Origin of the sequence: Marinilactibacillus sp. Marseille-P9653, from assembly GCF_916618885.1 — a bacterium.
Classification (GTDB): domain Bacteria; phylum Bacillota; class Bacilli; order Lactobacillales; family Carnobacteriaceae_A; genus Marinilactibacillus.
Genome location: NZ_CAKAKH010000003.1, coordinates 20,350 through 42,004, shown reverse-complemented (window position 1 = coordinate 42,004; position 21,655 = coordinate 20,350). Strand labels below are relative to the sequence as shown.

The 21,655-nt window shown below is 34.6% G+C and carries 18 protein-coding genes; 3 read left to right on the top strand and 15 right to left on the bottom strand.

Going from position 1 to position 21,655, the window contains the following annotated elements:
* Positions 1–21 precede the first annotated feature (21 nt).
* The 14 genes from mobQ to LG377_RS12190 all read right to left on the bottom strand — a co-directional run bounded on the left by mobQ (position 22) and on the right by LG377_RS12190 (position 14,389).
* The gene (gene mobQ, locus LG377_RS12255) at positions 22–2,040 is read right to left on the bottom strand and encodes a MobQ family relaxase (RefSeq protein ID WP_225744998.1); all 2,019 of its coding nucleotides are present in this window, start codon (positions 2,038–2,040) and stop codon (positions 22–24) included.
* A 586-nt stretch (positions 2,041–2,626) separates the two neighbouring features.
* The gene (locus LG377_RS12250) at positions 2,627–3,532 is read right to left on the bottom strand and encodes an aminoglycoside phosphotransferase family protein (protein ID WP_225744997.1); all 906 of its coding nucleotides are present in this window, start codon (positions 3,530–3,532) and stop codon (positions 2,627–2,629) included.
* A 351-nt stretch (positions 3,533–3,883) separates the two neighbouring features.
* Positions 3,884–5,377, bottom strand: coding sequence for a primase C-terminal domain-containing protein (locus LG377_RS12245; RefSeq protein WP_225744996.1), 1,494 nt, complete (start codon positions 5,375–5,377; stop codon positions 3,884–3,886).
* Positions 5,378–6,162: 785 nt separating this feature from the next.
* The gene (locus tag LG377_RS12240; protein ID WP_225744995.1) at positions 6,163–6,681 is read right to left on the bottom strand and encodes a hypothetical protein; all 519 of its coding nucleotides are present in this window, start codon (positions 6,679–6,681) and stop codon (positions 6,163–6,165) included.
* A 16-nt stretch (positions 6,682–6,697) separates the two neighbouring features.
* Positions 6,698–7,546, bottom strand: coding sequence for a ParA family protein (locus LG377_RS12235; protein WP_225744994.1), 849 nt, complete (start codon positions 7,544–7,546; stop codon positions 6,698–6,700).
* 340 nt (positions 7,547–7,886) lie between these two features.
* Positions 7,887–8,777 (bottom strand): hypothetical protein, encoded by an 891-nt coding sequence (locus LG377_RS12230; RefSeq protein ID WP_225744993.1) that lies wholly within the window; start codon positions 8,775–8,777, stop codon positions 7,887–7,889.
* A 16-nt stretch (positions 8,778–8,793) separates the two neighbouring features.
* Positions 8,794–9,012: a hypothetical protein gene (locus tag LG377_RS12225; RefSeq protein ID WP_225744992.1), complete on the bottom strand. Its 219-nt coding sequence runs from the start codon at positions 9,010–9,012 to the stop codon at positions 8,794–8,796.
* A gap of 138 nt (positions 9,013–9,150) precedes the next feature.
* Positions 9,151–9,537: a type II toxin-antitoxin system HicB family antitoxin gene (locus tag LG377_RS12220; protein WP_225744991.1), complete on the bottom strand. Its 387-nt coding sequence runs from the start codon at positions 9,535–9,537 to the stop codon at positions 9,151–9,153.
* A gap of 70 nt (positions 9,538–9,607) precedes the next feature.
* Positions 9,608–9,796 carry a type II toxin-antitoxin system HicA family toxin gene (locus LG377_RS12215; RefSeq protein ID WP_225744990.1) on the bottom strand — a complete coding sequence of 63 codons (189 nt, stop codon included), beginning with the start codon at positions 9,794–9,796 and terminating at the stop codon, positions 9,608–9,610.
* A gap of 331 nt (positions 9,797–10,127) precedes the next feature.
* Positions 10,128–11,311 (bottom strand): IS3 family transposase gene (locus LG377_RS12210; RefSeq protein ID WP_225744989.1). Its coding sequence is split into 2 segments (ribosomal slippage): positions 10,128–11,026 and positions 11,026–11,311, totalling 1,185 coding nucleotides; the frame shifts between segments, so codons are not numbered across the junction.
* Positions 11,312–11,473: 162 nt separating this feature from the next.
* Positions 11,474–11,758: a hypothetical protein gene (locus tag LG377_RS12205; protein WP_225744988.1), complete on the bottom strand. Its 285-nt coding sequence runs from the start codon at positions 11,756–11,758 to the stop codon at positions 11,474–11,476.
* Positions 11,759–11,777: 19 nt separating this feature from the next.
* Complete coding sequence (locus LG377_RS12200; protein ID WP_225744987.1) at positions 11,778–12,572, bottom strand: hypothetical protein; 795 nt, start codon at positions 12,570–12,572, stop codon at positions 11,778–11,780.
* A 585-nt stretch (positions 12,573–13,157) separates the two neighbouring features.
* The gene (locus LG377_RS12195) at positions 13,158–13,400 is read right to left on the bottom strand and encodes a tetratricopeptide repeat protein (protein WP_225744999.1); all 243 of its coding nucleotides are present in this window, start codon (positions 13,398–13,400) and stop codon (positions 13,158–13,160) included.
* A gap of 266 nt (positions 13,401–13,666) precedes the next feature.
* On the bottom strand, positions 13,667–14,389 hold the full coding sequence (locus LG377_RS12190; RefSeq protein ID WP_225744986.1) for a TraX family protein: 723 nt from the start codon (positions 14,387–14,389) through the stop codon (positions 13,667–13,669).
* A 203-nt stretch (positions 14,390–14,592) separates the two neighbouring features.
* On the opposite strand from LG377_RS12190, the gene LG377_RS12185 reads away from it, so the two are divergent.
* From LG377_RS12185 to LG377_RS12175, 3 genes are all read left to right on the top strand, one after another.
* Positions 14,593–15,776 (top strand): IS3 family transposase gene (locus tag LG377_RS12185; RefSeq protein ID WP_225744985.1). Its coding sequence is split into 2 segments (ribosomal slippage): positions 14,593–14,878 and positions 14,878–15,776, totalling 1,185 coding nucleotides; the frame shifts between segments, so codons are not numbered across the junction.
* A gap of 903 nt (positions 15,777–16,679) precedes the next feature.
* A complete protein-coding gene (locus tag LG377_RS12180) occupies positions 16,680–18,101 on the top strand; it encodes a murein hydrolase activator EnvC (RefSeq protein WP_225744984.1) in 1,422 nt (473 codons plus the stop codon).
* Positions 18,102–18,500: 399 nt separating this feature from the next.
* Entirely contained in the window at positions 18,501–19,580 is a 1,080-nt protein-coding gene (locus LG377_RS12175; protein ID WP_225742806.1) for an IS30 family transposase, read from the top strand.
* A gap of 108 nt (positions 19,581–19,688) precedes the next feature.
* Here LG377_RS12175 and LG377_RS12170 read toward each other — a convergent pair whose 3' ends face one another.
* Entirely contained in the window at positions 19,689–21,602 is a 1,914-nt protein-coding gene (locus tag LG377_RS12170; RefSeq protein ID WP_225744983.1) for a heavy metal translocating P-type ATPase, read from the bottom strand.
* Between the last annotated feature and the right edge of the window lie 53 nt (positions 21,603–21,655).

Here is a 21,655-nt window from a genome sequence, read left to right as displayed (position 1 = left end):
AACTAATTATCCTTATTTTGTTTAATAATGGCTTGAAGAGCCTCTATTGTGTTTTGTTTTTCTATTTGGAGCTTTTTTCGCTGATCTTGGTTTTGGATCACCACTATTCTCCAAACGTCTTCTCGCATTATCTTCACTTGCCTGCACCAAATGCTCATACAAGCGAGCATTGGATAAAAATGAAAATAATGAATTCGGTGAACTTACCTGGCTATCTTGTCCTTTTTTTGTATCAGGCCTATCCTCTCCGTATGCTCCTTGATCTTCCAGTTCGGCAAGAAACAATTTCCGCTTGCTGGTATCGGCAACCGTATGGAACAATTCTTTTTTGAACGGGTCTTTTTCTATAGCTGCCAATTCCACTTCCGTAAAAGATTGTTTCTCGAATTTATTGAGATACTCTAGTCCCAACGTTCTTTCGTAATGACTATATTTCTGGATCAGTTCTTTTTGACCAGCACGAATAAGCTGATCTTCTGAGAAGCGATCACCATAGTAATCAATCAGACTCGAAAGACTTTCTTTTTCATGAAGCGTAAGTTGCTTCATATCGACTGTAGGATATCTAGATCGGATCGTTTCTTCAAAATACTGTTCTGTTATTTTAATCGATTCAAACGCTAGCTGTTCTTTCATTTCTATTTTTTTCAGACCCAATTTCACGTCTTCAGGAACATCCGTTAAGGCTTTAAAATCTTTAAGATCTATCCCGTGTGTTTCAAGAAAAGCTTCTTTATCTTTACGAGCTTTCAGAAAGACTTTTTGGAAAACTTTTATATCTTCAGAGTAAGGATCACGGTAAAGTTGCTGCAACCGATCATTTAATTGACTCTCTTTAGCTTCACTCAATAGCGTGTGAACTTCTTCAGTGGTTAATATGCGATCTTCTTTGATCGTTGCTTCCGATAAAACTTTTTTATAATAGTTCGCAGGATTTTTTTCAGCTACTTCTGGGTAATATGTTTCAATGATTCGATCATTTCTTTTGTCTACAATTTCCGCAGCTTCTTCTAAATGTAGCGTAAAGATTTTTTTATACTGACTACTGTCTTTAACCGCTATACCTAGATCACGATTAATCGTAGTAGATCGTTCCCAATTCGACAATAATCGTCTACTTTCTTGTACACTTTCAGACGTAATAGACGGCAAATTTAAGGCACTGGCTAGTTTTAATAATTGTTGCTTATCCGTATCCAACAACCGCTCAATACTTTGTTGAATACCGGTCTTTTTATTGTCTTCATTTCTAGTGTATTCTACTTCATAATTTTCTTTTTTTATCGTCCGATTTATTTCTACTCGATCACTTTTTCGACCGTTCTGTTCCATCTGTCTTGCGACATATCCTTCATGAATTGTAGGAATTTTTTTAATGCCTTGTTCCACGTAACTTTTGTCCGTAACACGATCACTATAGCCCAGTTTTTCCAAGTGTTTATTTTGAATAGTCGCCCATTCTTCTCTCCACTCTTTGAAAATTTCTTTGTTTCCCCAACCGGTTAAATCTACTTTACGGGACCGAACATTTCCAGCTGCTGTTTTCTGTTTTTTTCCTTCTTCGTCTAACAAATATTCTTTTTTTGTTTTATCTCCCCATTCGCCATGTTCATCAAACGGTCGAACCGTTGTCAGAATATGGGCATGGGGGTTATTATCATCTTCTCTATGAATCGCAACATCTGCGACCATTCCCCGATCCACCAATTGGTCCTGAACAAAGTCTTCTAGTAAATCTCTTTGCTGTTCATTTGTCATTTCTCTTGGAAGGGCCAGGGTAAAAGATCGGGCCAATTGTGCTGTAGGAAACGTCTCTTGTTTCTCTACACCATTCCATAATTTTTCTCTATCCAGGGTCCAATTGGGTGCATGATTTGGTTTCAAAATAAACGTTTCTGGAGGGACTTCTCTTTTATAAAAACTCGTCACACCATAACGTTCACTATACAATTTTTCTCCACTACGATAGCTCGCACTAGCTATGGCACTTTGGCCTTTAGCTCTACTAATGATCCTGCAATTAAAACTATATTGTGCCATAGAATAAGCCCTTCTTTTATCTTTTTATTTGAATCTATTTGACCTAAATTTTCGTAGAAAATTTTACTCCGCTTTAAAAAAGAAAACATGAATACTAATGAGTTTTTGTCCCCTGATTAGGCATGAACGAAGTGAAGGAACAATCGAAGGGGATAAAACTATTTTATTTGTTTTAGATTTGATTTTTTGACTTCAGCATACACCTTTCGAAGGAAGGTGTATAAGTGCGCCCTTTGTCTAACTCTTTATTATTGTACCATCTCTATTCTGTCATTACCAATTTAGACTCCCCACAAAATTTATGGATAACAAAGGGGTAAGTTCAATAGATCCTAATCAAATAATCGTGTCCTATTACTCTTAAAAGATAGTAAATAAACTCCTAATAAAACACTTAAGTACGATTTCAAAAAGAGCTAAAAGTAAACTTTAAAAAAATAAATTTAACCGATAAAAATAAAAACACTTTCTGATATAAATGATCTCTAAAATAGACATTTTCCTACTTAATAAACGACTAAATTATGTTTAATTTTATAAATAATATGGGCTATTTCCTAACCTATATAAACCCAATACAGTTGAATTAAATTGTAGTCAGTAATCTATTAAATCGCTCAAATATATCTAGTCCATTTTTCCAACTATCCCCGTTTTCTATCGTCCAACAAGCTTCAAGAATACCTCGAACAATACCCCACTTTACAATGCGATACTTATCTAAATGGAGACGATCAGACATTTGTTTTATACGGCGTTTTAGGACGCTATCTGGATCACCTTCACGATCAATATGATTGAGTAAATATTGTATTGTTTCGAAATGTATATCCCCTACAATACCTTTTGGATCAATGACCTTCCACTCACCTTTTTGATCCTTTAAAATATTCCCCTGGTGTAAGTCTCCATGAATCAAAACAGACGCTTCAGTAGTCTGAATTAACCCCTCTAATAACTCTTCAGCCCTTCCAATAGCTGCTTCCTTAATCACTCCATTTGATCCATAGTTCTTTCGATAACGCTGAATCCCTTCAAACCATTTAGAGATAGAAGTATAGTCATCCCTTACTTTTAATTTGGGGCTATGAAGAGCCTCAAAAACCTGACAAAATATCTCTACTTCCTCCTGATCATTTCCTACACTAGTCAAAGCATTTCCTGGTACAACTTGTTCCATTAAAAGAGCCCCTAATACTTCATCATGCTCAATAACTTCAACAACACTTCTACCTTGAAAAGCATTTAAAGCCCTAACTTCCTTCTCAAGATCTTCTTTCAAAAAAGAAAGTTTTAAAACCACTAATCGATCATCTTTTGTTCCTTCTACAACATAGTTATAAGACAGATTATCAAAAGCTTTTTCGATTCTAATTCCAAACTTATGCTCACATTCACCAATCAAAACTGGTAATTTTTGAACCCAATCATTTACACCTTTACCATAATTTTTTATCATTATTTCTAAAAACTCTTCAGAAATTTTAGACAATTATCCCTCTCCTTTTACTCGTCAGTAATTAAATATAATCCTACATTCATTACTTAAATAATCATCTATAAACAATCATAAATCCTTGATATAACTGGGACTCCAAGTGATGGAGATCCAGTTATATCAACACTTCTAAAATTACATTTTAAAAATAAGAGACACCAGTATTCTATTTTCAAAGATCAAGACAATGGATAAGTTTAAATTTAAAATTAGACAAGAAGATACTCTCCAGCAAACAAAATAAGAATCTTCACAACACTATAAGAAACATTAAACTAAGAAAGTAAAAAGTGCACGCAGAAGTATACTAGAAATAAGTAATAGGCAGTTCGTCCCTTTTATTTTTTAAGAGGTATCAATGATCTCCAAAGATAGATTTGAATCCCAATGTTCTTTTTTAAACTGAATGTCTTCCACTTCTTTAATAACTTGTTCTGCTTTTGGCAAACTCTTCACTAGATTCTTTTTTTGTTTCGCATACTGTTCCTTTTTTTGCCCTAATAAACTAATGACTATACTTTTAGTTGTTCCTAGACGTGTGTAGCCGCCTCTGCCTGGCTTCGTTTGAATGATCACGTAGTGATCTTCCTTCAGCATTCTTAAAAGGTCTTTAAGGCTTGATTCAGGTATATTGAGCTCTTTCATCAATTCTTTTCTCGTCATTTGAATAAAAGCTTGTTGGTTTTTCGTTTTTTGCTCGATCAAGTGAATAAGATCTAACCGATACTCCGAATAATGCGTTTTCTCGCGTTCTTCTCTAGGCTTTGCAAACTTATACCATACACCTTTATTTAAGCTCTCAGAGCGATTTTGAGAGATCCCCCACTGTTCTTCCAATACTTGAATATACTGCGCTGAAGCCCCACTATAACGCCCTGAATAAGCGGATCTAACGATCTTCTTCACTTCTCTATCGGATAGTGGATTCGCCAAAAACGTATTGAACTCGTCCATTAGGTCAATGCAGTCCTCTTTTTCCATTTTTGAAGAGTAACATGCCAAAGAGGCCGTAAAAATTGCGGAATTTCGTCCCAACAATCCTTTACCACCTTTTATCGTCTTCACGTTCAATAAGCTTCTAAACCAGCTCGTTTTTGTTTGTTTAAAATCAGCGTTTCTAAAATTATCTTTCTGAAGTAACTGTCTTTCTTGTTTTTGATCATCACTAATTTTCATGGACCACGCCATGAGCTTTTTGAAATCGAATAAGTTCGTTGGATCATAGTAGACAATATTATCTTCACGTGGGAATCTAAAAATACCGAAAGGATTGCAGCCAAAGTCGACCCCTTCAATTTCTTTTGAAAAGGCTACTTTTAAGGATCTCACAATGGCCTTATTGGTTCTCAAAGACTTGAACTCATTTGCTTTGGAAATATAGCTGGGTTGGTCCAACACAAAGTAAGCTTGATAGCCGTTAGGGGTCTCTAGGATCAACGTAGGAACGGTATTGAGTTCAAGCCCAGCTACTAGGATATCGTCACTGCTTACGCTCTCTTTAGAACAATCAAAATCGATCACGAACGTATTAATCTGTTGTAGGTTTTCTTCAAAGAAACCCATGACATGTTTTCTATTTGGATCTATGTATCCACCCCAGCTGTAGACGTTCGGTGTCCAGTGAGAGATCTTGTCCTTATTCTCGTAAATCGCCTCTTCTGAACCCATAATGAACCCTCTAGCTTGAGTCATAGCTTCTTTGTTGCGAAAAGCAAAAGTCACGCCTTTTTTACCAGGAGCTTCTTTAAAGTTCGGTGGGCAGCCTTTGCTATTCTTATATTTATATTTTCTTATACCATTTTTCGTAATTATAGAATAGACATCTGTTGTTATATACAAATTTAGATCCTTTCCAAAAAAAGAGGACACATTTTAATTAAAATGTGTCCTCTTCAATAGAAATATCCGTCAATAAAATGACCATGACAAATAACCTACTTAAATTGAAATACTCATCTGTATATGGTAAAATAACTTCAAACGGACATGAATCCGTCTAAAATTATAATTCATAAGTGGTTCTCAGCCACTTATAAATCCTGGAGACGAGCGTGAACACATAACTTAGGATTATGTGATTCAGAAAATTTAGACCCTCTCAAAAGTCTAAATTTTCCGTCTCTTTTTTTATATAATTTTTTAAAGAATGTACAGTAAGAATAACTGATAAAGAATACGTTGTCCATTAAAAAAAATGAATACAAGATTACTTACTACCGTAATTACATAATTGTATACTACCTCAATTTCCAATATTTGGAATCACTTACTACCTTTAAAAATAATTGTTTACTACCTTATTCATATGTGATCGCATAATAACCTACTACTTTAATTGTGAATTAAATACTACCTGATTTAATTCAGATTAAGGTAATTATCCCCTCTAAACCTTATATTATTCTGTACAATTTGATAAATAAACATAATTATCTACTACGTTAATGTATAATATCTTACTACCTTAATAAATAATAACCTACTACCTTAATACCTCTTACAAAAAATTACTTGCTACCAAATAGTTGTTTATTATCTATTTACCTACTACCATAATTAGATAATTTATATAATAAATTACTACCTTATTTATAAAAAAAGAACCCTAATAGTAGGATTCTTTTCTATATTCCCCATTTTTTAGCAATAACTCTTTCAGTCTCTTCTTCAATCTCTTTAGCGTTTTCTAAAATATTTCCATCCTCGTCTAGCTTATCTAGCGTAGGATTTTTCAATCTATAAGTGTTTAAATCTTTTGTTACTTCGTTTAACAAAGCTTTTTTATCCTCTTTTGTTAAGTTGACTTTTATATAATCATCCAAAGCTGCTCTTAAAATCTCATCTCTAGAATACTCAGACATATGTGTTTCAGATAATATTCTAGAAGTTGCATTTAAGATTGCTGATAACTTTATAGGTTGAGAAGCAGAAAAGACTCTATCAAAATTTCGTACTGGCGCTCCTGCCCCTCTTTTATTTACTTTTCTTGGTTTTAATTTCTTATTATTAATATTTTTTTTCTTTTCTTTAGTTACTGTAGGATTGATTGATTTTTTGTTTCCCTTATCAATTGAAGCCTTTCTTATTTGATCGAGTCCTTTATTTTGACTACCAAATATATTCATACTTTTAATGTCAGCCATATTTTAACTACCCCTCCTATTCCTCGTACCAAGTTTCATGCTCATCTAGTTCTTCAAGTATAGAATCAAACAATTCATGGCTTTTGCGATCCCATTGTTTTAATCGACCTTTTGTAGTTTTTTCCATAGTAATTCCAGAACCATCATATCTTTTCAATCTGGCATTTTTCAATACTATAGTTTTAAGTAAATGATTCCCGTATATTTCTTTTGCATTTTCGTACATTTCTTTATCAACTGCGTCGCTTGCTTCTAACATAAATGGGATTATTCCAGCTACCTGTAGTGTAGTATCGAATTCTTCTGTAAAAAACTCCATGTATTCTAGATATTGCATAGCATTTCTCATTGACTTAACTTGTGTTTGTAAAATGACTATGGCCCAGTCAGCTAAATACATCGCTGATTTACTATAAACTGATATAGAAGGTGGTACATCTAAATATATTACGTCATACATTTCAAATAACGGTGCAAATACTCGTTCCATATATTTAAATTGATCAATAGAACTATTATAATTCTCCTTAATCCAGTCGTCATACATTTCAAACGCTATATTAGCCGGTATTATATCCAAATTATTAACTACCTGGTATATTGCACTTTCTAAAGGAGCTTCATTCATTAAGACATCTGCGACAGTATTTTCAAAGTTTAATCCTTCATTGTCTCCTCCGCCTTCTTCTGAAGAAAAGTTCATATGTGTTAAACTACAGACGTCCGAAGTATTTCCTTGCATGTCTAAATCTATGATGCATGTTTTTCTACCCTTTTGAGCTGATCGAAAACCTAACATCTGAGCTGCTGTACTTTTACCAACACCTCCTTTAAAATTTCCAATTACATAAGTTTTTGCTTTCATCTAGTTTACCTCCATTTATATTACGTACTACTATAATATAAATAATAGCATACTACTATAATTTATCAACCATTATTACGGTAGTATGTTATTATTTTAAATTACTAAGAGTATTAATAATACTCTTAGTAATTTAAGTTATTACCATGTAGGTATAGTACTAGTTCATATTTTCAGTATTACTAAATAATTAAGGTAGTACTTAACAATTCCGTACTACCTTAATTATTTCTCTTAACACTGAATATTAAGACCACAATTAAAAAGACCGGAATCAATAGATAGAAAAACTGTCTATTGATTCCGGTCTTTTTAATTTCGAATTTTAATAACTTAGAATCTAGTTATTAGAGTCTTTTGCTAAATGAGGAGCATATTCTTTAATAAAATCTGCTGAACTAATAGATTTTCCATCTAGTTTAGTAACTTCATAGATTGTAAAACCTGTTTCAGAATCAGACTCGTAGTAACTAGTGGAATCAATCTTGAATTCGACTTGAAGCGTAACAAGCTCTCCGACTAAGGTAGCAAAATCACCGTTATTCCTTGTATATTCGCTAGGTGAGGTTTTGATTCCATTAGAGATTTCCAAGTACTCATGGCCTTCATATGGTTCAGAATCGATATCCCCGTCACTAAGGTTTATATAATATACCTTACTTTCAAGTTTAACGCTCTGCCTCGCCGAATCATGATAAAACTTCTGAAAATCCTCAAGAAATTCCCTTTCTTCAGGTGTCTCTAAATTGGATTCTATATAAAGAGTATCTAATTCATGTAATTTCCATAAAGTCGTTAACGTTTTGATATGATTCTCTTCGTCCCAGTTCACGTAAGCACGTACTCGATCAGCAAATATATCCTCAGGAGATTGTATATTAATTATATATTCCTCTGCTGTTTTAATTTGTCGGCGTCGATCATAGTTACCGGCAAACGGGCCAGAAGGGACTTCTATGGATATATTGATATCGTCTCTATACCATGATTTACCCTCTTTAACAAACTCCAACATATCCATGACTTCTGAAAAGACTCGGTCATCCGATAGTAGAACGTCTATATCTAAAGTAGTATAATCACCTGCCGTGTATATCTCAGCTGAAAGGCCTCCAACTAAAACAAAGCTAGTTTCTTCTCTATCGTTTCTTTTTCTAAATAATTCATGATACGCATGTGATATGATTCCGATAGCTTCGGTGTGCTTCAAATAAATATCTTTTCCAACCAAATTATTAAGCTGCTCTTTATATATCTCCTTGTTCATATCCATCTTTCGACCAACGTTCTAATATTTTTTTTTCATCAGGATTCCGAGGACGTTGCCTAGTCTTTTTTTTACCTGGATATTTCTTGCGAAGTTTACTGTTTATATCAGCAACTAACTTTTCATCATATTCCTTTTCATCAGTGAGGATTCTTTTCAATCGTTTGTATTCATTAGATACATATATAAGCTTACCCATAGGTTATTTTCTCCTCTCGTAGCCGTTAAAATTGAACTGTTAGTACTAAAATACGCATGGTAGATTATGTCTCAAGTAGCTTTACGCCCTATAGCATTAAGATTTCTGTTTTTTTCTTTCGAGCTTTTTTATTAATTATTATACGTTTAATTTTTCTCTTAATGCTTCTACCGTAACTTCAGATACATTTATTTTATTAGTAGTTGCTAGTTCATTTAACCATTCTGGTACAGAAATGTTTCTTCTTACTTTATTAGATCTATACTTCCTTCTAAATGCTTCTAAATCAACTTCTACTAGTCCTAGCATAGATTTAGGATATAAACTATTAATCTCTTCAGCAGTAGAGCTTACTGGATATTCACTCATTTCTGATAATAAACTACCTAGTACTTCTTCAGCTTTCTCATAAGCTTCCTTATAGTTTTCTCCTTGTGTAAATGCACCTTCAACATCAGGAAAGTTTACAACTATATAATCTCCATCTTTTTCAAAAGTAGCGATATAAACAAATTTGTTTGACATAATTTATCAATCCTTTCAGTTCATTTTAAAGATAAGGATATGCTGCAATGATAAAAAAGCGGAGCGAGGGCTATTTCAGCCCTGCTTGCTTTAAAATGGCATGTTCTATACCTTTTGCTAAGTCCTTATTGTGCATTGGGACAGTGGTACGTTTGTTGGTTATTTCGTTAAACATGAAAAGGTGTGAACCATCTTGTCTTAATTTAACGAAGCCATTTTTCTTCAACAGTTTAACCATCTGTTTTGGCGTCATTGGCATATCCTTAACTCCTTTCTACACATTTATCATACACACATAGTGTGTATGAATCAAGTGAAATATAATTTATTTGCTGAATTAGCAACCGAGCTTTTGATACGGAATGAGAGAGACTGTTATTTTGTTTCTTTTTTTAGGAACATTATAGTAACAATAGAGTATACATTAGAATGACAACACGTCGAGACGGGCGACAACCCAATTACTATTTTTTCTACGAGAAAAGTATAAAAAGAGCAAAATCTCTTTTAAGATTTTGGTATGTCAACACTTTTTTGAACAAAAATTATAAGGTGTAAATGATGATTGAGTTCACTTTCCTTTTGCCTCTCTAACTGAATGAGAGGCCAGTTTCGACCAGCTGGGGAACAACGGATTTGCAGACTTCAATTTCAGACTGTTCCTGTTCCCAATCTTTTCGATAATCGATAGGAGATTCGTAGTCCAATGATCCATGTGGGCGAAAATGATTCCACCAATGGACGTAGTCCATAAGTTGGACCTGCAGTTCATAGAGTGTATGGAATGTGTTGTCGTAGACAAATTCAAACTTAAATGATTTATACGTGGACTCCGCTACGGCATTGTCGTAAGGATTCCCTTTTCTACTTAACGAGCGCACAATATTAAAGGTATCCAGTAACTCATCAATGGTATGGTTGTCGAATTCTTTTCCCCGGTCAGTATGGAACACGTTGACCGTATGTAAATCTCCCTTAACTGTAGCGAGAGCCTGTAGGACTAAGTCAGCTGTCTTATTTGGTCCAGCAGAATACCCGATGATCTCGCGGTTAAACAAGTCTAAAATAAAACAAACATAGAACCACTTATTGGCAACTTTGACATAGGTCAAGTCCGTGACGATAGCTTTCATCGGCTCTTTCGGATTGAACTCACGGTTCAATGCGTTTTCAATCTTCGCTTGATTGACGCCACTCTTTTGTGGTTTGTATGATGGTCTATCATACTTGGACACCAGATGGAACTTTTTCATAATGTGTCCAATTCTCCGACGAGATACGATAAACGCACGCTTCTTCAATCTTTTCTTCAGTTTACGCGTGCCATAATTGTTTTTGCTTTTGGCAAACTCTTCAATAATCGCTTGTTCGAGTTCCGCGTCACTTTCTTTCTTTATTACTTCGTAATAATAAGATCCTCTACTGATCTCAAGGGCACGGCACATCGCTGATATAGAATAGTTATGTTTATTGCGTTTGATTACTTCGACTTTCGCCCGAATATCAGCGCCGCTTGCTTTAAAATATCATTTTCCATTTGAAGCTGGGTATTGGCTTTTCTTAATTCTTTTAATTCTTTCTGTTCAGGTGTTAAGTTATCTTTTTCTTTGAATGAACCGGTTTGATTATGTTGACGTACCCATTTGTCAAAAGCCGATCCTGTAAGATCATATTCTTCTATGATTTCTTTTCTTGATTTTCCTGCTTTGTGTAAATCAACAATTTGTTTCTTAAATGCTTCTGTATAAGTTCGGCGTGGACGACGAGTAGACATGATAGATTCCTCCTGTGTATGTTGTGTTTAGTATACACACCTTATCTTTTCTGTCCAACTGAGTGTAACCTATCCATTTTACTCTTTTAATTTATTATATAGAGCAGAGCAATAGCATTTTTAATTAAATAATATCGTCATATTGTTTAATTGTAAATAAATTTAAAGAATAGTCACAATGATTCCTTCTTTATTTCTAAATATATCAGCGATACTTTTATCTTGTAAAATAATTTCGCTTAAATGTTCTTCAAAATCTTTTTCAAAAGTCTGACTGACAGCTGTTTGATCAATCCATACCGTTCTCCCTTCTGGACCGTTACCAATAAAATACGACTGACCTTGATAGCTGAATTCTATTTCTCTTCCATGTTTAATATAATCTATCAAATCCTCTAGTGATATGGTGGGATTAGGTAACTCTTTTTCATAATCATTCATAGACACAATTTTATCTCCTTTATTTTTAATGTCCTGACCTATCCTTACCTTTCCAAGTGTGTGTATGCGGAAATTTATACTTCCCAGAGTGGGAATAGTCGACATCAAAATCTGCATTACCATTTTTATCATAATATCTTCTTTGTGTGCGTTTTCCTTTTACTAATTTATCCTTAGAAGAGTATGGCCTCTCCCCAGAGATAGGAACTTTACTCTTTGTTGTAGTAGAATGGGTTTTGGTCGTTGTCCAATCTTTTTTAGCTTTATTATAAGCTCTTTCAGTAAAAAATATACGTACTTTTTTGTACGCCCAGTGAGTTGCTTTTATAGTAACGCCCGCTATAACTATAACTCCCACAGTAGTAATGACCACTTGGCCTACTCCAGGAATAGCCCAAGTTCCTGCAAGAATTGGAGAATATTGGATAACATCACTAACAGCCATTCTAGACATCTGTCCACCATTATTTGCATACGGTGGTGTATTCGTTACGCTTTCAGCAACCTCTACTTCTACAGCTGTTTCAAGTAGTTTTTCAAATTCATCTTCCGTGTAATAAGTACCATTTATGGTTATTCCGTATTCTGATAATACAACATTAGACGGGTCATTTTCAATATCGCTATCTGTTGTATCTTCTTCGTAAGTATCGTTGATTATTTCGTTTTCTTCAGTAGTATCATTTACCATTGTATCTTCCGTAGTACTATCTGCTGAATCAATTTCAGTAGCATAAACATATAATCCTGTAGTTCCGAAAATCTGAAATACCATAATAATTGTTAACATTGAGATTAAGTATTTTTTTAAAACCTTCATAAATCACCTCTTCATTTTATTATATGACGATATTACAAAGTGATTATAGCATTATGTTACAAATGAGTTTCAATGTTATTAAAATAAAGTCAAAAAAATGAACAAAATGTGTCAAAACCTTTTTAGCTTAAATTTACTATCTACACATTCGTTCGTAACAATAGGGTATACTCTATCGTTACAAAAGTGAATTATTGAATAACTTGAGTTTGCAACATACCAGTAGGATTGAACGAAACTAAAATTATATAAAAGGAATAATGCAACATTTCTGATTATTGTTGTACTCATTAAAAAGACTAAAGATAATAAGAATGTAGGCTCTATCACGAACTAAACTGTTCATGATAGAGCCTACATTCTTATAATAATTTCTAAAAAATTTTGTTTATTTTACACTATGAAAATAAAAGATTGTGATTTTGAAGTTAAGAACAACATACATAAGCTTTATTCACAAGTCTCATTTAATTTATCTGAATAAAATTCAATGGCTTCCTTGTACGACTGAATATTCTCATCTTTAGAAGTTGCCAACAAGCATTGTAGTAGAATTTCTATCGCTTCTTTGTTGCTGTTCAAATTTTAAAGCGTCATAGCAAAGAAAACTTTCACTGCGTTATTAGTAGGAAAAAGTTCTAATCCCTTTAAGAAAGTTCTTTCCGATTCTTCGTATCTCCCCAGTGTTCTATACGTACTTGCTAAACCTAACAAAGCACCTTCTAAATCTTCTCCATCTAGTCCAAGATCAATTGCTTTTTTATAAAAAGGAACAGCTTTTTCCTCTTCTCTTAGTAAGTCATAGCTCCAAGCACATTGATAATTTATTATGGGATCAGTTGGTAATTTTCTATTAAGTTTAACATCATTTGATTAGATTCTTCTCTTTTATTGAGCTTTCTCAATCTAATTGCTTTCATTAAAAGTTGATCCATTATTTATTCCTTCTTTTTGATCTTAATTAAAGTGTATTCAGTTCCGTTATACCTATTATTAACCGATAAATAATCAATAGGTATAATTTCCGTTTTTAATTCCAACTATTAGCTACTAATCTAAATTCCAAATAACGCAACATTCTTTATTATTGGTTATCAAAAAAAGAAATACCTTATTCCGAGTAATAAAACTAAATGCATTGGATAAAACCAATAGAATGCCCATCTTGAGAATTTATTTCGCTTACCGGGTTGTCCGTTATACAGATAAAGAATGGGTATAACTAGTAACTGTCCAAACCGGTAAGTGGCTTGCATTCCAAGGTCTTGCAAGCCTGGATAGATATAGAGTAGTATTCCAATAATCGCAAAAGCTATTACTTTCTTAGAAAAATTGTCACGGAATATTCCAAAAGAAACAATCCAAAGCACTCCTACATAGTGCCAGTTTGCAGGTACTGCCAGCAGACAACACAAAGCAATTCCAAGAATTTTGTATATTGTATGTACCTTTTCGTTTTTTACAATTTCTAATCCTATTACACCGAGTAATATCGTCCACATAACACTAGTCGCTCGAAAATAACTCAAATTAAAATAAGCAACATACGGAATATGCGAAATAATAGCAAATAAGAATATACGCCACATATACCTTTTCTTATTTGTCGTATAATGATGACTCTCTGCAACTAAATAACAAATTATCGGCATAGCTAAACGACCAAATAAATGTACCCACCATCTTTCTTGTGTACCTTCTTCTGTAAACAGACGAAACCCATGATCAACAAGCATTGCTGTTACTGCAAGTATTTTTAATAAATTTGCATTTAAGCCAACTTCTTTTAAGTGTACTAATGTTTTAATTGCTTTCATAATATTCATCCTTTTTTGATTGTATTTGTCATACGCACACTTTCTGCTCTAGCGAACTTGTTTTTTAAAAATTAATTAGTTGTAAAGCAATCAAAACAACCACAACGATTGATCTTTCAAGAACGTATGGATAGGTTACACTCAGTTGGACAGAAAAGATAAGGTGTGTATACTAAACACAACATACACAGGAGGAATCTATCATGTCTACTCGTCGTCCACGCCGAACTTATACAGAAGCATTTAAGAAACAAATTGTTGATTTACACAAAGCAGGAAAATCAAGAAAAGAAATCATAGAAGAATATGATCTTACAGGATCGGCTTTTGACAAATGGGTACGTCAACATAATCAAACCGGTTCATTCAAAGAAAAAGATAACTTAACACCTGAACAGAAAGAATTAAAAGAATTAAGAAAAGCCAATACCCAGCTTCAAATGGAAAATGATATTTTAAAGCAAGCGGCGCTGATATTCGGGCGAAAGTCGAAGTAATCAAACGCAACAAACATAACTATTCTATATCAGCGATGTGCCGTGCCCTTGAGATCAGTAGAGGATCTTATTATTACGAAGTAATAAAGAAAGAAAGTGACGCGGAACTCGAACAAGCGATTATTGAAGAGTTTGCCAAAAGCAAAAACAATTATGGCACGCGTAAACTGAAGAAAAGATTGAAGAAGCGTGCGTTTATCGTATCTCGTCGGAGAATTGGACACATTATGAAAAAGTTCCATCTGGTGTCCAAGTATGATAGACCATCATACAAACCACAAAAGAGTGGCGTCAATCAAGCGAAGATTGAAAACGCATTGAACCGTGAGTTCAATCCGAAAGAGCCGATGAAAGCTATCGTCACGGACTTGACCTATGTCAAAGTTGCCAATAAGTGGTTCTATGTTTGTTTTATTTTAGACTTGTTTAACCGCGAGATCATCGGGTATTCTGCTGGACCAAATAAGACAGCTGACTTAGTCCTGCAGGCTCTCGCTACAGTTAAGGGAGATTTACATACGGTCAACGTGTTCCATACTGACCGGGGAAAAGAATTCGACAACCATACCATTGATGAATTACTGGATACCTTTGATATTGTGCGCTCGTTAAGTAGAAAAGGGAATCCTTACGACAATGCCGTAGCGGAGTCCACGTATAAATCATTTAAGTTTGAATTTGTCTACGACAACACATTCCATACACTCTATGAACTGCAAGTCCAACTTATGGACTACGTCCATTGGTGGAATCATTTTCGCCCACATGGATCATTGGACTACGAATCTCCTATCGATTATCGAAAAGATTGGGAACAGGAACAGACTGAAATTGAAGTCTGCAAATCCGTTGTTCCCCAGCTGGTCGAAACTAGCCTCTCATTCAGTTAGAGAGGCAAAAGGAAAGTGAACTCAATCATCATTTACACCTTATAATTTTTGTTCAAAAAAGTGTTGACATACCAGTACACTATAATTAAAATGCCTGTAAAGCCAGAAATTGAAGTAGCTATCAATAAAGCTATTATCCCCAGAATAGACCAAAGATTTTATTGAATTTTTTTGCTTTCTCTACTCAAGTGTATAGAAAAAAATAAGAAGATAGTTATTTGCCTGTCTGTTGATGATAGCGATTTCTATTGAATTATTTTAGTCAAACTCCCATTACTACCCCTACAGTATTGATTGTCACAGCAAGTACTTCAATTATTTAATCCCCTATCATTCCAACATAATTATGACCTTTAACCAACTGTTTTCAGTTTAGTTTAGCAAAATTATCTTTTGTAAGCAATTCTCCATATACATCCTCAACTCCAATTTCCTCCGTATTTAGAATTAAAAAATCATGTTTTGTTAAAAAGGACATATAGTAAAAAAGTTGTAGAGTACTTTTTTATACTATTTATATTTAGTACGCAATAAGACAAGATACAATTTTCGAGTTTTCTACAACTCTCTATTTCAGTGAACCATTTTATAAGCTTTGTATTTTTTTTAGATTCAATATGGATTAAATATGGTTTGTCGAAATGTGTTCACTTCTTAAAATAGAGCATTCACTTCCTACGTAATCTATCATTGTATAAACACCGTTTTAAAAGCATTTAAGAAGTAAATTCTCTTCAACTCCCGACTAACAATACAATTGTATGACAATGTCGGGCTACTTTTGTAATTATAATAAAATCTTTCAACAGCTTAGAGCATGATACAATATGGTTAGTAATCAAGAGAGCACCAGTGGTCAAGCCACATGCAAAAAAATAAAAAGAGAATTTAGAGGTAATTAATTTGATTAAAAAGAAATTATTCGCAATAGTTGCTATATCATGTTTAAGTCTTCCAGCATTTGTACCAATGAACGTCTCAGCTCAGTCTGACCGTATGGAAGAATTAGAAAGAGAACAAAAAGAGTTATACGATAAAAATGGGTCTTTGGACGAGCAAATCCAAACCAAAGAGCAACAAATGGAAAATCTTCAAAAAGAACGTATTACTTTGGAAAAAGATGTTAGTGAGTTACAAAAAAACATTGACGCATTGATTTTAGACATTCAGGAACAAGAAAAAGAGATTGAACGAATTGAAAATGATATTATTCAGTTACAAGAAGAAATCGATCTTTTAGAGCTACAGATTGAACAGCGAACAGAACAATTAGAAAATCAAGCACGATCAGTTCAGACAGAGGGAAATACATCTGACATCATCGATATGGTCGTATCTGCTGAAGATATTTCAGATCTTATTGGTAGAATCGGAATGGTTTCTAAAATTGTTTCTGCGAATCAAACGATCATGCAAGCTCAGATTGATGATCAGGAAGCTCTAGAAGTTGCTGAACAGACTATCCAAAAAGAGCGAGAAGACGTTCAAACAGCAAAATCGCAACTAGAAGTGGATAGAAATAACTTAGTTGCGCAAAGAGTTGAACTTGACGATAAGATTATTCAGGTCGCAGAACGTTTCGATATGTCTGAACAAGAGAAAGCTTCATTTATTTCAGAACAGCAACTGATTGCACAACGAACCAGTACATTAAGTACAGAAATGCAGGAAGAACAAGCACGTATTGTAGAAGAACAAAGAAAAATACAAGAAGAAGAACGTTTGGCAGAAGAACAACGCCAAAGAGAAGAAGAGGAAGCTTTCCAACTAGCAGAAACAGAAAGAATAGCGGCTGAAGAAGCATTAGCAGCAGAAAAACAGCAACCGGAAGTATCTACATCTGAATCATCTAAAGAAGAAACAATTTCTAAACCAGTAGCGCCAAGCAATCCAGAGCCTTCAAAACCAAGCAATCCTGAACCTTCAGCACCAAGCGTAAGTAGTGGTTGGACAAGACCTGCAAACGGACGAATTTCTTCACCAATGGGTACACGAACGCACCCTATTTCAGGTGAACAAAAGTTGCATAGAGGTATTGATATTGCTGGTGGTGGACCAATTTCAGCTGCTAAAGGTGGGAAAGTGGTTACTGCTTCTTTTAGTAATAGTTATGGATATCATGTTAAGATTGATCATGGGGACGGCTTCACAACTTTATATGCACATATGCAAGCTGGACTTAAAGTGGCTCCTGGACAAACTGTATCTCAGGGACAACAGATTGGTATCATGGGTACGACAGGCGCATCTACAGGTGTTCATTTACACTTTGAAGTAACATCTGGTGGAAATTTAGTTGACCCTCTCACATATATTGGAAGATAATACTAAATCAAACAAAAGCAATAAATTTGTCCGTACACTCTTAATAAGAGGTTGGGACAAAACTAGCTAAAAAGAAGAAAGCCGTCAAATTTTGGATATTTAATCCTTAATTTGACGGCTTTTTTGCTTGTTTAATTTTGCGAAATAATATTAAATTGAGACTTATGTCTCAGCCTTTTTATTAGAAGATATTTTTGTCTAAACATAAGAGACGAGTTATATGCTATCAAAAGAATGCTTCTGTAACGGTACATGATCTTATACAAACGTATGAATTTATTTAGTTTTGCTGGATTTTATAATGAAGTTAGCCACTTAGGCTAACCTACAAAAAACGCCATGTGAATTTCATGTTATATTGAAGTTACCGCTAACTCTCAATAGACAGGATGAATTCACATGACGCACTCTAACGATAACACATCAGCACGTAAGGGAAAACACTTATCTTATTCAGAACGGTCTCAAATTGCTATTTTAAAAACTGAGAACTACTCCAATCGTCAAATTGCGAATGCACTGGGACGTGTCCCGCAAACCATCAATAGTGAAATCCATCGTGGAACTATCACTCAACTTAAACGCCAAAAGCAAAACGGCAAAGTTTATGATTACTATACGACTATCTACGATCCCGATACCGGACAAGCAGCTTACGATAGGCTTCGATTGAACTGTGGCCGTCGGCCAAAATGGGCTGACACGGATGCATTTATTGAGTGGGCAGATGATAAATTGATACTAGAAAAGTGGTCTCCGGACGTGGTCATTGGTTTTGCTAAAACACATGACTTGTTTGACTCTTCTATTATTCCTTGTACAACGACTCTTTATGGATGGATTGACAAAGGTATCATGAGAACCAAGAATATGGATCTACTTGAAAAACTATCACGAAAACCAAAAGACACTTCTTATAGAGGACGAACAAACAAACGGATTTTAGGCCAATCTATTGAACAAAGACCTCCAGAAATTGATAATAGACAGACTTTTGGACACTGGGAAATCGATACAGTTGTCGGAAATAAAGTGAAAACCGATTCGGTTTTATTGACGTTAGTTGAACGTCAAACACGCTTTGAAATCATCCTTAAGCTCAGAGGTAAAGATAAAGAATCCGTTGATCAGGCAATCCAACAATTACGGCTTAAAGCCGGCGATACCTTTTCTAAAGTATTTAAGACCATCACCTCGGATAATGGATCTGAGTTTGCAGGGCTTCACGAAGCGCTGAAAGAGACACTTGAAGTGTATTTTAGTCATCCGTATGCTTCGTGGGAAAGAGGCACAAGCGAGAACCAGCATAAATTTATCCGCCGATTTATTCCAAAAGGTAAAGCTATCAGTCATTTTAGTGAAACTCAGTGCTTGAGAATACAACAATGGATGAATGACTATCCTCGGAAAATACTTGGCTATAAAACCCCTCATGACTGTTTTGCCAATGCTCTACGCTTGTTGTCCCAAGTGGTCTAAGCACGTTAGTGCTAAAGAAATGACGACTATATCCTTCAACAACCTACTAACAATTAAGGTCAAATATCTTTTTTAACTAGGTGACTAACTTAAACTTGAAATTTACGTTTATTTAGTTTTTAATAATCGTAGACCATTTAATATAACGACTAAAGTGCTCCCTTCATGAATCACAACACTAATTGCAATATCCGTCAAACTTAACAAGCTAACAGTAATTAAAAAAGCGACAACGAACATTGAAAAAATAATATTTTGCCAAATAACCTGATTCATTTTCAAAGAAAGCTTATGTGCTTTTACTAATTTGGATAAATCGCTTTTCATTAAAACTAAATCAGATACATCTACCGCAACATCAGTACCCTCTCCCATAGCAATTCCCACATCTGCCTTCACAAGAGCAGGTGCGTCGTTTATGCCATCTCCTACCATAGCCGTTATGCCATATCGCTCCATTTGTTCTTTTATCATTTTGGACTTATCTTCGGGCATGACGTTCGCAATGACTTGATCTACTCCTAATTGTTTACCAACGGCCTGTCCCGTCATTTCAGAATCCCCAGTAATTAAAGCGGTGTGAATACCACACTTCTTAAAATAATCTATAGTAGCTTTCGCATGTTCACTTGGAATATCCATCAGTGCAATGATACCAATGACTTTTTCGTTTTCTGATACATAAACAATCGTATTACCTTCTGAAGCCCATTCCTCAGTCTTACGCACAAACTCATCTGATACAGATTTAAAGGAAGTCGGTTTACCTATACGATAAGTCTTTCCGTTATATTCACCTGTCAAACCTTTTCCAATCTGATTTTCAACCTTAATCATTCGTTGATTTTTTGATTCGAATTTGTTTAAAATCGCCCTTGCTAAGGGGTGATTTGATTCTTTTTCAAGAGCCACTACGATATCAATAACATCCTCTTCATTGACAACATCAGTAAAGTAATAGTTGGTGACCTCAGGTTTCCCTTTCGTTAAAGTGCCTGTTTTATCAAAGGCAATGGCTTGAATATTTGCTAACTGTGATAAATAAGTGCTGCCTTTTGAGAGCACCCCTCTTTTTGCTAAATTAGAGGTAGCTGACAACGTTACAGATACAGTCGCTGCTGCTAAAGCACATGGAGAAGCCGCAACTAAAAGAACTAACCCCCTATAAATACTTTGTGACCATGTCCAATCAAAAAGCGCCGGAGCGAGTACAATAAAGAGTGGGATTGTCATTAAAACAAAGGTGACGTATTTGGGTTCAAATTTTTGAATAATACTAGAAGCTTTGGTTTGATTGTCTTGATTTTGATTCACTAATTGTACGATTTTCGAGAAAACTGTATCTTTGTTTTCTTTTGTGACTTTCATAGTAAACGTACCTACGCCATTAATTGTACTCCCAAAGACTATGTCTCCCTCGCCTTTTTCTTTAGGCATACTCTCGCCATTGATAGAAGATTCATCAATGGACGTAGTGCCTGATAAAATAATTCCGTCAATAGGGACTTGATCGCCATTTAGTACTTGTAAGTGATCACCCACCTTTAATTCTTTAACATCAACTATTGTTGTTTTTCCATCAGACGTTATTAGTCTAGCGGTTGTTGGATTCATTTTCAGCAACTTTGTAATTTCTCTTTTACTTCTACCTTCAGCATAATCTTCAAGAAAATGTGCGCCAGAAAAAATAAGAATCAATAATGTTCCTTCCCAGAAGCTTCCAATAAGAGAAGCACCGATTGCTGCTACCCCCATTAAAATGTGAGAATTAGGTGTGAATTTGTGTTGGGTTCGAGAGTGCTCAATAGTTTCTCTGATCCCTTCAAGAAAAATGACATGATAGCCAGCGCTGATAGTAGCAACTAAAAACAAACTATTCTGCAATAAACGATACTCTTGGTTTAGGAATAGCGCAATAAGCGACAAGGTTAAACCAATAAAATACAATATAATCGGCATTCTTCCATGGTTATGATCATGACTATGTTGTTCGCGTGCATGTTTCTCTTGAGTAGTTTCCATTTTTATCACCTTTCTTAATAAAGTTATTTTTAAAATCGGAACGTTTACGAATA